Origin of the sequence: Methylosinus sp. PW1, assembly GCF_000745215.1 — a bacterium.
GTDB lineage: Bacteria > Pseudomonadota > Alphaproteobacteria > Rhizobiales > Beijerinckiaceae > Methylosinus.
The window spans coordinates 2,088,421-2,101,540 of sequence record NZ_JQNK01000009.1; the positions used below are offsets into that span (position 1 = coordinate 2,088,421).

Sequence of the window (13,120 nt, forward strand, 5' to 3'; positions counted from 1 at the left end):
GCTATCGCCAAGAAGGCGGCAGCCGGGCGTTGGGGTTAATGTCAGACGTTTTCGATGTGGCGAAGTATGTGCTCACGAAATGCGATAAGAGGCTTCCAATTACCACGTGGAAGCTTCAAAAACTCGTGTACTATTCGCAAGCGTGGTCGCTCGTGTGGGACGATAAACCCCTGTTTTATGAGCCAATCGAGGCGTGGGCTAACGGGCCAGTTTGCCCGCGGCTTTATGAGGAACATAAAGGAAAGTTCAAAATATCAGAATTGACGCGCGGGAAGCTATCCGCCCTAACTAAGAGTCAGAAAGAAACGATTGAGAAGGTTGTCGCATTCTATGGCAAATATGAGCCTCAATATCTGAGCGAACTCACCCATGCCGAACGTCCTTGGAAGGAAGCACGCAAAGGGTTAAAGGCTGGAGAAAGGGGGAACAGGGTTATATCGCATGACCTAATGGCAGAGTATTACGGCGGTCTGTGAGCAAAAAACCAATTATTGCTGAGAAAGTAAAAGCGGCAAAGAGAATTGCTGCTATCTCAGTGCCTTTCCCAGAAAAATTCATCAAGTCAGCTGAGCTAAAATATCTCAAGTCGAAGCCAATAGTGTCGCCAACAGCCCCTCGCGGCCATTTGAAAATGAGATACACAAAAGAGCGCGCTGACAGGGTCGGAAAGTGGTCCTGGGGGCAAATGCGCAAATGGGATAAGGCGACATGGGACGCCACTATTTTCCCACATATAAGCGGATATAAGTCAAAGACTTGGCTAGAGATTGAAAACGAAGTTTCTGGTAAGCATAAAAGGAATAAATCTTACCCGATATATAAAATATGCCCGGAAGCACAAGCGCGACTCGTCGATATCCAGCTTGAGGACTTGGATGAAATATTCCGGTTCCGCGTTGGGTTCACACAAAGGCTTTATGGATTCCGTATTTGTGATGTCTTTTTTATTTTGTGGTGGGATCCAGAACACAAAATTTATCCGCTAAGCAGGGATTGAACGCGTAAATATGCTTGCTAATAGAATTAGCGCGCGCCTATGAATTGATCGGCGAAATCAGACGCTATGTCAACGGCTTCTACCGGGCGTCCACGCTGCGCTTCGACGCGGTGGAGGCGCTGGCGCGCGAGGCTCGCCTGCCGGCGCGTTTCGACCAGAAAGCGCTCGACCTCCTCATTCCGCCGGAAATGCGCGTCTCTATCCCCGGCCGAAAGCTCGGCCTGCAACATGGCGTCAGAAACCGTCTCCTCCTCGATGCGCCGCTCGGCGCGCGCTGATCGCCCCGCCGCTCCCGACGCATCGCTCTCCGCGCTCGCTTTCATCCGCGCCGCCTCCGAAGCCCCGTCGGCGCCCGGCGCCTATGCGCTGCTCATCGCGCTGACGCATCCGCTCGAGGCGCGCGCCGGCCGTCGCGCGGCGACGCTCGCGCCGGGGCTCTATCTCTATTGCGGCTCCGCCAAAGGGCCGGGCGGGCTGCGCGCGCGGCTCGGCCGGCATATGCGGCAGGGCAAGCGGCGCCGCTGGCATATCGACCAGCTGACCGAGGCCGGCGAATCGCTCGGCGCCTGGATCACCGAGGCGAAGGGCGAATGCGATCTGGTCGCCGCGCTCTCGGCGCTGCCGGTTCCGCTCGAAGGATTCGGCAGCTCGGACTGTCCGCATTGCCGCAGCCATCTGCTGTTCTGGCCGCGAGGCGACGCCCCATGGCGATCAGGCGAGAGCGCCCTCCTCTGTAGGGACGAGACACAATGGCCGTCCTGGCCGGGCTTGTCCCGGCCATCCACGCCAGGCCGCTGATAAACGGCATGAAAGTTCCAACGATCGACAATTTCATCTCATCTGGGACGCCCCCGGAGCTTCGGCGTCACGTCGAGCCGAGACGCCCGGCGCGCGTTGGCGTGGATGGCCGGGACGAGCCCGGCCAGGACGCCGCGGGGGGTGAGGAGAATGTTTGATTCGAAAACCTCTCGAGGGGGAGATAGAGCCGCATCTCCTCCACCCGATCGCCCCGGGCGACGCCCCGGCTTTCCTCGCCGCGCAAAAATGCTAGGAAGAGCGCCGAAAAGGCGCATCCCCATGTCAGACCAGAAGATGTCAGACCAGAAGAAATCCAAGATCGAGGCCCGCTCCCCGCGTGGCCTCGCCGACCGCGACGCCGCAGAGCTGGCCGCCGCCGGCCGCATGATCGACGTGATTCGCTCCGTCTATGAGCTCTACGGCTTCGAGGCGCTGGAGACCCCGGCGATCGAATATACCGACGCGCTCGGCAAATTCCTGCCGGACCAGGACCGCCCCAATGAGGGCGTCTTCTCCTTTCAGGACGACGACGAGCAATGGCTGTCGCTGCGCTATGACCTCACCGCGCCGCTGGCCCGCTATGTCGCGCAGAATTTCGACCGGCTTCCGAAGCCGTACCGCTCCTATCGTTTCGGCAATGTCTATCGAAACGAGAAGCCGGGGCCGGGGCGCTTCCGCCAATTCATGCAATTCGACGCCGATACGGTGGGCGCGGCCTCGCCGGCCGCCGACGCCGAAATCTGCATGATGGCCGCCGACACACTGGAGAAGCTCGGCATTCCGCGCGGCGATTACGTCATCAAGATCAACAGCCGCAAGGTGCTGGACGGGGTGATGAAGGCCATCGGCCTCGAGGGCGACGCGAACGCCGGCCGCCGCCTCACCGTGCTGCGCGCCATCGACAAGATGGACCGGCTCGGCCCGGAAGGCGTCAAGCTCCTGCTCGGCCCCGGCCGCAAGGACGAGAGCGGCGACTTCACCAAAGGCGCCGGCCTCGCCGACGACGCGGTGGCGACCATCCTCTCCTTCACGCTCGGCGGACAATATAAGGACGGCGAGCCGCGCTTCGGCCTGTTCGAGCTGCTCGGCCGCAGCAATATCGGCGCGGAAGGCGCGGAGGAATTGCTGGAGATCGAAGATCTCGTGCGTGACGCCGGCTTCGGCCCGGAGCGCATCCGCATCGATCCTTCCATCGTGCGCGGGCTCGAATATTACACGGGGCCGGTGTTCGAGGCCGATCTCACCTTCGAGACCAGGGACGAGAAAGGCCATCCGGTGCGCTTCGGCTCGGTCGGCGGCGGCGGCCGCTATGACGGGCTCATCGGCCGTTTCCGCTCCGACAACACGCCGGCGACGGGCTTTTCGATCGGCGTGTCGCGCCTCTATGCGGCGCTGAAGCTGGTCGGCAGCCCGGTCGTTTCGACGACGACGCGGCTCGGGCCGGTCGTCGTGCTGGCGCTCGACCGCGACCATATCGCCGATTATCAGCGCATGGTCGCCGCTCTGCGCAACGCCGGCGTTTCGGCGGAGCTCTATCTCGGCTCCTCCGGCATGAAGGCGCAGATGAAATATGCCGATAAGCGCAACAGCCCGGCCGTGGTGATCCAAGGCTCGGACGAGCGCGCCAAGGGCGAGGTACAGATCAAGGACCTCATCGAAGGCGCGCGGGCGAGCGCCGCCATCGCCACCAATGAGGAATGGAAATCCGCCCGGCCCGCGCAATTCTCCGCGCCGGAGAGCGAGCTGGTCGAACATATCAAGGCGCTGCTCGCCCGCCAGGGATGAGCGACGCCGCCGCCCGAGCCGGAAATTCCCGGCGCGGCGCGGCGCGAACGCAGCGGCGGATGTTTCGCGGAATGTCCGCCTCGTCTATAAGGGGCTGCGGCGAGGAGCCCCTAGCACATGGCGCAGCACGACATAGACCCCGCAGCGGATAGCCACGCGGCCGGCGAATCATCGGCGAACGACGCTTGGACGACGACGAAGGTCGACCATCCGGCCGAGGCCGAGCGCACGGAGAGCGAAGCAATTTCGGCGCCCGCGAGCGAGGCCGCGCCGGCGCAAAAGCCGCGCCGCAAGAATTGGCATCGCTTCACGCTGCTCGCCGCGACGCTCGGCCTGCTGGCGACCGCGGGGTCGATCGCCGCCTATCGTTTCCGCGACAAGAACGAGAAGCTCGCGGCCTTCGCCACTGTCGTGGACGAGACTTTCGCCCGGCCGGAAAAGCTGATCGCCACTCTGCGCGAGACGGTCGTGAAATGGAGCGGCAAGCCGGCTGCGCCCGAGAAGCCGGCCGACAAGCCCGGCGCGGCCAAGCTCGCCGAGCCCCTCCAAAAATCGACGCCCGTGGAGACGAAGCCGGCCGAGCCCGCCGTTCCGCCGCGCTCCAGCGGCGATCACATCACCTGGAACGCGCCCGCGGCTCCCCCCGCGCCCGTCCCGGCCCCGGCGGCCCCTGCGGCGCCGGTCGTCGTGGCTCCTCCTGCGCCGGCCAAGCCGGCAGCGTCGGAGGCCAATCCGGTTTCCAACGCCCAAATCGAGACGCTGACGCGCCGCGTGGACGAGCTGGAGCGAATCGCGCGCTCGGCCCTGGCGCTGGCGGAGCAGGCCCGCAGCGCAGAACCCGCCGCCGCGCCGCGCGGGGCCAAGGTCCCGGACCAGAAGGTGCAGGACGTCGAGGATAATGTCAGCGGCCTCGAAGGCCGCATCGACTGGCTCTCCGACGAGGTGAAGGCGCTGCGCGACAAGCTGGACGCGGCCAAGGACGAGACCCGCGCCCCGCGCGAGGCGGAGCCGGCCCCGCCGCCGCCCGCGCCCGTGGCCGCCGCGCCGGAGGAGAAAGGCCCCAATCCGGCGACCGTCGCCGTGGTCGCGCATTCGCTGCAGCGGGCGCTGGACCGGGGAGCCCCCTTCCCGTCCGAATACGCCATTCTCTCGGCCCAGGGCGCCGATTCGCAGGCGCTGGCCGCGCTCGCGCCTCTGGCCGAGAAGGGCTCGCCCGATGCGCGCGCGCTGCGCGCCTCCTTCCATCCGCTGGTGCGCAAGCTCGAGGCCTCCGCCGATCTGAAGCCCGACGCCCCCTTGGCCGATCGGCTGCTGCAAGGCGCCTCCAAGCTGGTGAAGGTGCGCAGCCCGGTGGAGAAAGAGAAAGCCACGATCGGCGACATTGCCGATAAGCTGGAAGCCGCGCTCGACCGCGGCGAGATCGAGACGGCGCTGGCCGCTTTCGCCGAATTTCCCGACGCCGCAAAGGCCGTCGCGCGCGAGTGGGAGACGCAAGCCCGCCAGCGCGTGGACGCGGAGAAGGCGGCGGCCTCCATTCTCGCGGGCGCGCTGGATGCGCTCGCAAAACCAAAGAACTGAGCAGGGCCAGACAATAATCCTGCTGAAACAAAAAAATCTAAGCGGACGCGCTTAGAGCCGAGGCGAGGATCGACGACCCATGATTCTGCTGCTCTTCTTCATTGCGGCGCTGGCCGCTCTGTCCATCGGCCTCCACTGGCTCATCGAGCAGCCCGGTTCGATCACGCTCGACTGGGGCGGCTATCACATAGAGACGACGCTGGTCGTCGGCGCGGCGGCGCTGCTCGCGACGATCGCGGCGATCCTCATCGCCTGGGCGATCATCGCCTATTTCTTCCAGGCGCCCGCGCGCTTGAAGCAGAGCTCCCGCGCCAAGCGCCGCGAGCGGGGCTTCCAGGCTCTCTCGCGCGGCATTGTGGCCGCCGGCGCCGGCCATCTCGCCGAGGCCAAGCGCGCCGCCAAGGAGGCGGTGAAAAACCTCGACAAGGAGCCGCTCACCTATCTGCTGCGCGCCCAGGTCGCCCAGCTCGAGGGCGACCGCGTCGGCGCCGAGACCGCTTTTCACGAGATGACGCAGCTCTCGGAGACGCGCCTTCTCGGCCTGCGCGGCCTGCACATAGAGGCCAAGCGCCGCAAGGATGACGAGGCGGCGCATCATTTCGCCGATCAGGCCCATCAGCTCGCGCCGCTGCCTTGGGCCGGCCATGCGCTGCTCGAGCATCACGGCGCCCAGGCCAATTGGGAAGAGGCGCGCATCGCCGTCGAGGCCAATTTGAAGGCCAAGGCCATCGACCTGCCGACCGCCCAGCGCCTGCGCGCCGTGGTGGAGACCGCCCTGGCGCTGGAGAAGCAGGCCGCGCATCCGAGCGACGCGCTGCATCTCGCCCGCCAGGCGGTGAAGCGCGCGCCCGATCTGGTTCCGGCGATCACGCTGATCGGCCGCCTGCTCGCCCGTCATGGCGACAGCGCCAAAGCGCTGAAGCTGCTCGAGAAAGCCTATGCCGAGCATCCGCATCCCGATATCGCCGAAGCTTTTCTCGAGATCGCGCCGAGCGAATCCAACGCCGAGCGTCTGGTCCGCGTGCGGAAATTCGCCGCCTCCGTCTCGCATTCGCAGGAGGCGGGAATCCTCGTCGCCCGCGCGGCGCTGGCGGCGCGCGATTTCGGCGCCGCGCGCAAGGCGCTGGCTCCGCTGGTCGCCGAAGGCAAGACGCCGACCGCCCAGGTCTGCCTGCTGATGGCCGAGCTGGAGGACGCCGAGAACGGCCCCAGCGGGCCGGTGCGCGAATGGCTGGCCCGCGGCTCGCGCGCGCCGCGCGATCCGGCCTGGATCGCCGATGGCGTCATCTCACGGCGTTGGGCGCCGGCCTCACCCGTCACCGGCAAGCTCGACGCTTTCGTCTGGGCGACGCCGCCCGAGCCCGTCCGCGGCCCGACCGAGGACGCCCGCGCCGATATTCCGGCGGCGTTCCTGACGCGGCCGGAGCGGCTGCTGGAAGCCCCGATCGAGGAAGAGAGCGCGACGGCCTGACGCGCGCTATCCGCCGATCTGCACGGTCGGCAGGCCCATGACGATCTTGTTCGGCGGGCCGACCGCCTCGACGATGGTGTCGCCCTGCCGGCAGGCGGGCAGGCCGTTGATGAAGACGCTGGCGGAGCCGTCCACCACCACGCCCGGCCCATGCGGCGGGATCGGCAGCGGCGTCGCGCACATGTGAATATCCGCGCCGCCGGCGGCGCCGCTGATCATCGATCCCATGCTGGCGGCCGCCGCGGCCTTGGCAGCCTGCTCGGCCGCCAGAGCGGCGGGCGCGCCCGGCGTGCCGGCGGCGGCGAGCGTCGCCGCCTCGGCCGCCTGGATCGTCGCGTCGGAGGCCGATTTCGCGGATTGTATCGCCGCGGCGGCCGCGCCGCCGACTCCGCGCCACGCCGGCAATTGGCCGATGAATACGTTGAAGCTGCCGGGGCCGGGCGTCAGCACCGGCGGCAGAGGATGGGCCACAGGGTCGCTCACGCGCGCAGCCGGCCGTCCCATGATCCGCTCCCTCTATGATCTCGAGCAATGCATATCAGCCTATTCGATAGGCCATCGCCGTCAATCGCGCTGTGCGCCCGCCCATATCGCTTTCGCGGCGGAGACGATATTCTCGCGCGCATTTTCTAAAGTGAAAGGCGGCTTTCGATGAATTTTCCTTTCCCCCGGAGCGCCGGATTGGCGGCGGCGATTCTGGCGCTCGGCTTTTGGGGGGCGCGGGCGGAAGAGACTCTTCAAGAGCTGGTCCATCGCGGCCCGGAGCTCGCCGGGCTCGAGGCGGCAGGGCTCGTCGTCGAGCAGATGGAGCTGACGCTCGGCGCGCAGAACAGCTCGCTGAAATATCGCATCGTCAATCCCACGGCGGCGCCGGCGCGGACCAATGTGACCTTCCCCCTGCCGGAGATCGATTTTTCCGATCCCGATGCGGCCTGGTCGATTCCCGGCGCGGACCCCATCAATTACATCGGCCTCGCCGCGATCATCGATCAAAAGCCGGCGCCGCTCGCCGTCTCGCAGAGCGCCTTCGTCGAGGGCAAGGATGTGACCGCCGCCCTGCGTCGCAGCGGCCTGCCGCTGGTTCCCATCGGCTTTTTTCACGACAAGCTCGCCGCTCTGGCGCCGGACGCCCGCGCGCGGCTCGTCAAGGACGGGCTCATCGCCGAGAATGGCGTCGATCGGGCGGGACATCCGATCTACGCGCCGCGCTGGTCGGTGCGCGGCGCGGCGACGCGCACGCTCGATCTCGCGCCGGGACAGAGCGCGCTGCTCGATTTTCGCTTTCGCTCGAGCGTCGGCGTCGCCCGCGACAGCGTGCTGCGCGAGCCGCTGCGCTCCTCCAAGGAGCTGGCGGCGGAGGCAGAGCGCCGCCGCGCCGATTATTGCCTCGATCGCGCCTTTCTCGCGGGCGTCGACAAAATGGTCTCCGCCGCTGCGGCCCGGCGCTCGGCGGCGCAGGAAGCCGCCGCGCTTGCGCCGGAGGAGGCCATTGCGGGGGATGCGCCGAAAAAGCCGCAGCCCGCGGCGCGCATCTTCCCCGAGGCCAATGTCGCCGAGCTGCAGGAGCGCCACATCTCCTTCGATCTCGGCGCCGGCGCGCCCGCCGCGCCGGTTCGGCAATTCCGCCTCGTCGTGGACAAGGGCAAGCCGACGCGCCTCGTGAGCTTCTGCCTCGCCGATCTGAAGAAAATCTCGCCCACCGCCTTCGAGATGCGCGCCGCCGATTTCCGGCCCTCCGGCCTGCTGCGCGTGCTGCTCCTCGGCCCCAAGGATTGAGCGGGAGGCGGCCCCGCCTATTGACGCGCGCCGCCCCCCTCGCCACATCGGAGCGGGGCCTCGAGGGGCGGCCTGCTGAAACTGGTCGGAGCCGATGCGCGTCTTTTCCCTCGTCTGTCTCGCCATGCTTTGTTCCGCCGCCGCGCGCGCCGAAGCCCCCGCCGCCGAGCCCTCCCAGAGCGAGGCCGGCCGCTTCGCCATGAGCCCGGCGGAAGGCGGAATGCTGCGGCTCGACAAGCAGACCGGCGCGGTCTCCTTCTGCACGGTGGAGGGCGGGCTCTCCGTCTGCCGCGTCGCCGCGGAGGAGCGCGCCGCGCTGCAGGAGGAGATCGACCGCCTCGCCCGCGAGAATGCGCAATTGCGCGCCAAGCTCCCCGGCGCCGCGCCCGAGGCGACGGCTCCCCGCAAGGGCCTGCCCGGAGAGGAAGAGTTCGAGCGCGCGCTCTCCTTTACCGAGCGATTCCTGCGGCGCATGATGCAGCTCTTCCGCGAGGAGGCTCCCAAGGGCGACAGCCTCTGATAGAATTTCGCATGATTGTTTTCGCGGCGCGCCTTCTCCCTCTCCCCGCGAGCGGGGAGAAGGAAGGCGGCCGGCGCGTCGCGAAAACGTCGATAACGCCGCAATCGAGAGCGAAGGACGCATGGCCTCCAATAGTCGACTCCATGATTTTCTCGGCGGCTCGCCGCTGCAAGTGCTCGTCAAGCTGCTGTTCGTCTCGCTGGTCGTCGGCGCGCTGCTGATGTGGCTGGAGATCGAGCCCATGGATCTCGTCCATGGCGCGCGACGCTTCTTCGACCGCATCTCCTCGCTCGGCTTCGGCGCGGTGCATACGGTCATCGGCTATGTGATCACCGGCGCGATCATCGTCGTGCCGATCTGGTTCGTGCTGCGGCTCTTCAATTCCGGGCGGCGCTAGAGAAAATTCTTGCGCGAGGCCGCGCGCGCGAGGATGACGGCGCGAGCGCCCGGGCGAATCGCCCGCCGGCCATTCCCGAGGGGTCACAATGTCCGCAACTCTAGGCAAGAGATCGACGGTCTATCGCTATCTGACCGGTCCCGACGATGTGGAGTTCTGCAAGCGCGTCACCGAGGCGCTGAGCCTCGGCTGGTCGCTCTACGGCTCGCCGACGCTGACCTTCGACGCCACGAAAGGCAAGGTGATCTGCGGCCAGGCGATCACCAAGGACGTCTATGATTTCAAATACACGCCGGACGTGAAGCTCTCCGAGCTGTGACAGGATAGATGGATTGGCGGGACGAAGGGCTCGTCATCGGCGTCAAGCGCCACGGCGAGTCCGCGGTCATATTGGAGCTGATGACGCGCGCCCATGGCCGTCACGCCGGCATGGTGCGCGGCGGCGCCGGCCGCGCGCTGCGCTCCGTGCTGCAGCCCGGCAATAGCGTCGAGGTCGCCTGGCGGGCGCGGCTCGAGCAGCATCTCGGCGCTTTCGCCGTGGAGCCATTGCGCTCGCGGGCGGCGCGGCTCATCGACCGCGCCTTCGCCCTGCATGGCGTCGGCCATCTCTGCGCGCTGCTGCGGCTGCTGCCGGAGCGCGATCCGCATGGCGAATTGTTCGATATGGCCGAGGTCATCGCCGACCGGCTCGATTCGCTCGATCTCGCCCCGGCGCTGATGGCGCGATTCGAGCTGGCGCTGCTGGCGGCGCTCGGCTTCGGCCTCGATCTCGAGCGCTGCGCGCTCACCGGGGAGACGGCCGATCTCGCCTATGTGTCGCCCAAGACCGGGCGGGCGGTCGCGCGCGCCGCCGGCGCGCCCTGGCGCGATCGTCTGCTGCCCTTCCCCGATTTTCTACGCCAGCCGGCGCCTGCCGGGGCGGAGGCCGGCGAGCTGGCGGCGGCCTTTCGCCTCACCGGGCATTTTCTGCAGCGCGACGTCTTCGGCCCACGCGGCCTCGCCGCGCCGCAGGCGCGTGGGCTCTATGTCGCGGCCGCAGCGGCCCACGGCGCCGTCGCGCTCATTCCTGCTCGCACACCACGCGGCGCTCATGACGGCTGACGCCATAGCCTTCGTCGACCGGCACTTCCACTTCCTTGCACAGCGCCTGCGGCGAGGCGCCGTGGCGCGCGTCCTTCTTCTCCGCCGAATCCTCGTGCAGAAAGGGCAGCCAGTCGAACAGCGAGACTTCGAGCGCCATGGAGCGGACGCTGGCCCCCGCGAGGGCGGCGGCGACAAAAGTTGCGAACAGGAGAGGCTTCTTCATGAGATGCTGCTCGAAAAGACGGCGCTGCGACGGGGCGCCGAAAGCTGCGCTGTCTTAGTGGAAGCACGCAGCGACGGCAATGGTTCACGCCAGAGTCGCGACGGGATATAAGCGCACGCAGTAAACGCCGAAAGGGCGGGAGTCGGCGATATGGCGAAAAGCGGAACGACGACGGACGAAGGCGGAGGAGATGCGCTGCCGGTGGAATTGCGCACGGCGCTCGAGGAGCGATACCTCACCTATGCGCTCTCGACGATCACCGGACGCGCGCTGCCGGACGCGCGCGACGGCCTGAAGCCCGTGCATCGGCGCATTCTCTACGGCATGCAGATCTTGCGGCTCGACCCGAACACGCCGTTCAAGAAATGCGCGAAGATCGTCGGCGATGTGATGGGCTCCTTCCATCCGCATGGCGACCAGGCGATCTACGATGCGCTGGTGCGGCTCGCGCAGGATTTCTCCTCGCGCTATCCACTCGTCGACGGCCAAGGCAATTTCGGCAATGTCGATGGGGACGCCGCCGCCGCCTATCGCTATACGGAAGCGCGCATGACCGCGGTCGCGCGGCTGCTGCTCGAGGGCATCAACGAGGACGCGATCGACTTTCGCCCCAATTATTCGGGCGAGGAGCAGGAGCCGGTGGTGCTGCCGGCGGCCTTCCCCAATCTTCTCGCCAATGGCGCGCAGGGCATCGCCGTCGGCATGGCGACCTCCATTCCGCCGCATAATCTCAATGAGCTGTGCGACGCCGCGCTCTATCTGATCTCGCATCGCAGCGCCAACGCCGAGCAATTGCTCACCTTCGTGCAAGGGCCGGATTTTCCGACCGGCGGCATTGTCGTCGATCCGCGCGCGCAGATCATCGAGACCTATCGCACGGGGCGCGGCTCCTTCCGCCTGCGCGCGCGCTGGCACAAGGAGGAGACCGCGCGCGGGCAATGGGTCGCGGTCGTTACCGAGATCCCCTATGGCGTGCAGAAATCGCGCCTCATCGAGAAGCTCGCCGAGCTGGTCGTCGAGAAGAAGGCGCCGCTCGCCGGCGATGTGCGCGACGAATCGGCGGAGGATGTGCGCGTCGTCATCGAGCCGCGCACGCGCACGGTCGATCCGGCGCTGATGATGGAGACCTTGTTCAAGCTCTCCGAGCTGGAGGTGCGTTTCCCCGTCAATATGAATGTGCTCGTCGATGGCGCCGTGCCGCGCGTCGTCTCGCTGGACGAGGCTCTGCGCCAATGGCTCGACCATCGCCGCGAGGTGCTGGAACGCCGCTCGCGTCATCGTTTGGCGGAGATCGTGCGCCGGCTCGAGGTGCTCGAGGGCATGATCATCGTCTTCCTCAATCTCGACGAGGTGATTCGCATCATCCGCGAGGAGGACGAGCCCAAGCAGGCGCTGAAGGCGGCTTTCGAGCTCACCGACGTGCAGGTCGATTATATTCTCGACACGCGCCTGCGCGCCTTGCGCAAGCTGGAAGAGATGGAGCTGCGCAAGGAGCACGCGAAGCTGCTCGAGGAGAAGACGGAGGTCGAATCGCTGCTCGCCGACGAGGCCAAGCAGTGGAAGACGATCACCACGCAAATCCGCGAGCTGAAGAAGACGATTCTCGCCGACGCCAAGCTGGCCAAGCGGCGCACCACTTTCGAGGATGCGCCGGAGGCGACCGACATCGATCTCGCCGAGGCGCTGATCGAGCGCGAGCCGATCACCATCGTCGTGACGCAGAAGGGCTGGATACGCGCGCTGAAGGGCCATGTGGCCGATCTGACGCAGCTGCAGTTCAAGGGCGACGATGCGCTGGAGACCTCCTTCTTCGCGCAGACGACGTCCAAGGTTCTGGCGCTCGCCTCGAATGGCAAGGCCTATACGCTGGACGCCGCCAAGTTGCCCGGCGGGCGCGGCTATGGCGAGCCGATAAGGCTGATGGCCGATATCGACGAGGATGCGGCGATCGTGAAGGTTCTGCCGCAGACGCCGGACGCGCTGCTGCTGCTGATCGCCGACGACGGACGCGGATTCGTGGTCTCGCAGAACGACCTCGTCGCGACGACGCGCAAGGGCCGCGCCGTCTTCAATGTCGAGGAGACGACGAAGCTGAAGATCGTGACGCCGGCGGAGGGCGACCATGTCGCCATCATCGGCGAGAATCGCAAGCTGCTGGTGTTCCCGCTCGCCGAGGCGCCGCAAATGGCGCGCGGCAAGGGCGTGCGTCTGCAACGCTACAAGGATGGCGGGGTCGCCGACGCCAAGGTCTTCGCGCTCGCCGACGGGCTGACCTGGGTCGATTCGTCCGGCCGCACCTTTACCGTGGACAAGCGCGAGCTGAGCGAATGGCTCGCCCATAGGGCGGAGGCGGGCCGACTGCCGCCGCGTGGGTTCCCGAAGAGCAATCGATTCGGATAGGGTTGAAATATAATAGGCAATATTATAGATTTCTCATATCCAGGCCGTGGGCGTTGGCCCTGGCTATGTTGCGCGGAAGGACCCCGACGGAT

Annotated in this window: 15 protein-coding genes; 13 read left to right on the plus strand and 2 right to left on the minus strand. The window is 66.6% G+C overall.

Annotation, left to right across the window (positions count from 1 at the left end; genetic code table 11):
- Positions 1-38: 38 nt before the first annotated feature.
- The 7 genes from K369_RS19520 (at position 39) to K369_RS19545 (ending at position 6,629) form a co-directional block, all read left to right on the plus strand.
- Positions 39-476 carry a Panacea domain-containing protein gene (locus K369_RS19520; protein ID WP_036293475.1) on the plus strand — a complete coding sequence of 146 codons (438 nt, stop codon included), beginning with the start codon at positions 39-41 and terminating at the stop codon, positions 474-476.
- Entirely contained in the window at positions 473-997 is a 525-nt protein-coding gene (locus tag K369_RS26685; protein ID WP_156967987.1) for a hypothetical protein, read from the plus strand. Before K369_RS19520 ends, K369_RS26685 begins: the two co-directional genes overlap by 4 nt.
- Before the next feature lie 14 nt (positions 998-1,011).
- Positions 1,012-1,275, plus strand: a complete 264-nt coding sequence (locus tag K369_RS19525; protein WP_198033164.1) for a hypothetical protein — start codon at positions 1,012-1,014, stop codon at positions 1,273-1,275.
- Positions 1,226-1,795 (plus strand): DUF123 domain-containing protein, encoded by a 570-nt coding sequence (locus K369_RS19530; protein WP_245278248.1) that lies wholly within the window; start codon positions 1,226-1,228, stop codon positions 1,793-1,795. Before K369_RS19525 ends, K369_RS19530 begins: the two co-directional genes overlap by 50 nt.
- A 279-nt stretch (positions 1,796-2,074) precedes the next feature.
- On the plus strand, positions 2,075-3,580 hold the full coding sequence (gene hisS, locus K369_RS19535; protein ID WP_036293482.1) for a histidine--tRNA ligase: 1,506 nt from the start codon (positions 2,075-2,077) through the stop codon (positions 3,578-3,580).
- Between the two features lie 117 nt (positions 3,581-3,697).
- On the plus strand, positions 3,698-5,158 hold the full coding sequence (locus K369_RS19540) for a COG4223 family protein (protein ID WP_036293485.1): 1,461 nt from the start codon (positions 3,698-3,700) through the stop codon (positions 5,156-5,158).
- A gap of 79 nt (positions 5,159-5,237) precedes the next feature.
- Complete coding sequence (locus tag K369_RS19545) at positions 5,238-6,629, plus strand: heme biosynthesis protein HemY (protein WP_036293488.1); 1,392 nt, start codon at positions 5,238-5,240, stop codon at positions 6,627-6,629.
- A 6-nt stretch (positions 6,630-6,635) separates the two neighbouring features.
- On the opposite strand, the gene K369_RS19550 is transcribed toward K369_RS19545, so the two are convergent.
- The gene (locus tag K369_RS19550) at positions 6,636-7,133 is read right to left on the minus strand and encodes a PAAR domain-containing protein (protein WP_036293491.1); all 498 of its coding nucleotides are present in this window, start codon (positions 7,131-7,133) and stop codon (positions 6,636-6,638) included.
- A gap of 147 nt (positions 7,134-7,280) precedes the next feature.
- Here K369_RS19550 and K369_RS19555 point away from each other — a divergent pair, with 147 nt between their 5' ends.
- From K369_RS19555 to recO, 5 genes are all read left to right on the plus strand, one after another.
- Complete coding sequence (locus tag K369_RS19555; RefSeq protein WP_084570749.1) at positions 7,281-8,405, plus strand: DUF4424 family protein; 1,125 nt, start codon at positions 7,281-7,283, stop codon at positions 8,403-8,405.
- Positions 8,406-8,499: 94 nt separating this feature from the next.
- A complete protein-coding gene (locus tag K369_RS19560; protein WP_036293498.1) occupies positions 8,500-8,925 on the plus strand; it encodes a hypothetical protein in 426 nt (141 codons plus the stop codon).
- Positions 8,926-9,046: 121 nt separating this feature from the next.
- A complete protein-coding gene (locus K369_RS19565) occupies positions 9,047-9,322 on the plus strand; it encodes a DUF6460 domain-containing protein (protein ID WP_036293501.1) in 276 nt (91 codons plus the stop codon).
- Positions 9,323-9,410: 88 nt separating this feature from the next.
- Entirely contained in the window at positions 9,411-9,641 is a 231-nt protein-coding gene (locus tag K369_RS19570; protein ID WP_024878069.1) for a DUF1737 domain-containing protein, read from the plus strand.
- Positions 9,642-9,649: 8 nt separating this feature from the next.
- Complete coding sequence (gene recO, locus K369_RS19575) at positions 9,650-10,423, plus strand: DNA repair protein RecO (protein ID WP_051949419.1); 774 nt, start codon at positions 9,650-9,652, stop codon at positions 10,421-10,423.
- Here the strand turns inward: recO and K369_RS19580 are convergent.
- Complete coding sequence (locus tag K369_RS19580) at positions 10,383-10,628, minus strand: hypothetical protein (RefSeq protein WP_036293504.1); 246 nt, start codon at positions 10,626-10,628, stop codon at positions 10,383-10,385. The two genes, recO and K369_RS19580, sit on opposite strands and share 41 nt — an antisense overlap.
- 150 nt (positions 10,629-10,778) lie before the next feature.
- Between K369_RS19580 and parC the strand changes: the two genes are divergently transcribed.
- Complete coding sequence (gene parC, locus K369_RS19585) at positions 10,779-13,028, plus strand: DNA topoisomerase IV subunit A (protein ID WP_036293507.1); 2,250 nt, start codon at positions 10,779-10,781, stop codon at positions 13,026-13,028.
- Positions 13,029-13,120: the final 92 nt, after the last annotated feature.

What these genes read in the sequence shown, in the direction of transcription:
- K369_RS19555 (WP_084570749.1), top strand. Translation starts at nt 7,281, where the DNA reads ATGAATTTTCCTTTCCCCCGGAGCGCCGGATTGGCGGCGGCGATTCTG.
- K369_RS19560 (WP_036293498.1), top strand. Translation starts at nt 8,500, where the DNA reads ATGCGCGTCTTTTCCCTCGTCTGTCTCGCCATGCTTTGTTCCGCCGCC.
- K369_RS19520 (WP_036293475.1), top strand. Translation starts at nt 39, where the DNA reads ATGTCAGACGTTTTCGATGTGGCGAAGTATGTGCTCACGAAATGCGAT.
- K369_RS19580 (WP_036293504.1), bottom strand. Translation starts at nt 10,628, where the DNA reads ATGAAGAAGCCTCTCCTGTTCGCAACTTTTGTCGCCGCCGCCCTCGCG.
- K369_RS19550 (WP_036293491.1), bottom strand. Translation starts at nt 7,133, where the DNA reads ATGGGACGGCCGGCTGCGCGCGTGAGCGACCCTGTGGCCCATCCTCTG.
- K369_RS19530 (WP_245278248.1), top strand. Translation starts at nt 1,226, where the DNA reads ATGGCGTCAGAAACCGTCTCCTCCTCGATGCGCCGCTCGGCGCGCGCT.
- hisS (WP_036293482.1), top strand. Translation starts at nt 2,075, where the DNA reads ATGTCAGACCAGAAGATGTCAGACCAGAAGAAATCCAAGATCGAGGCC.
- K369_RS19545 (WP_036293488.1), top strand. Translation starts at nt 5,238, where the DNA reads ATGATTCTGCTGCTCTTCTTCATTGCGGCGCTGGCCGCTCTGTCCATC.
- K369_RS19565 (WP_036293501.1), top strand. Translation starts at nt 9,047, where the DNA reads ATGGCCTCCAATAGTCGACTCCATGATTTTCTCGGCGGCTCGCCGCTG.
- K369_RS19570 (WP_024878069.1), top strand. Translation starts at nt 9,411, where the DNA reads ATGTCCGCAACTCTAGGCAAGAGATCGACGGTCTATCGCTATCTGACC.
- recO (WP_051949419.1), top strand. Translation starts at nt 9,650, where the DNA reads ATGGATTGGCGGGACGAAGGGCTCGTCATCGGCGTCAAGCGCCACGGC.
- parC (WP_036293507.1), top strand. Translation starts at nt 10,779, where the DNA reads ATGGCGAAAAGCGGAACGACGACGGACGAAGGCGGAGGAGATGCGCTG.
- K369_RS19540 (WP_036293485.1), top strand. Translation starts at nt 3,698, where the DNA reads ATGGCGCAGCACGACATAGACCCCGCAGCGGATAGCCACGCGGCCGGC.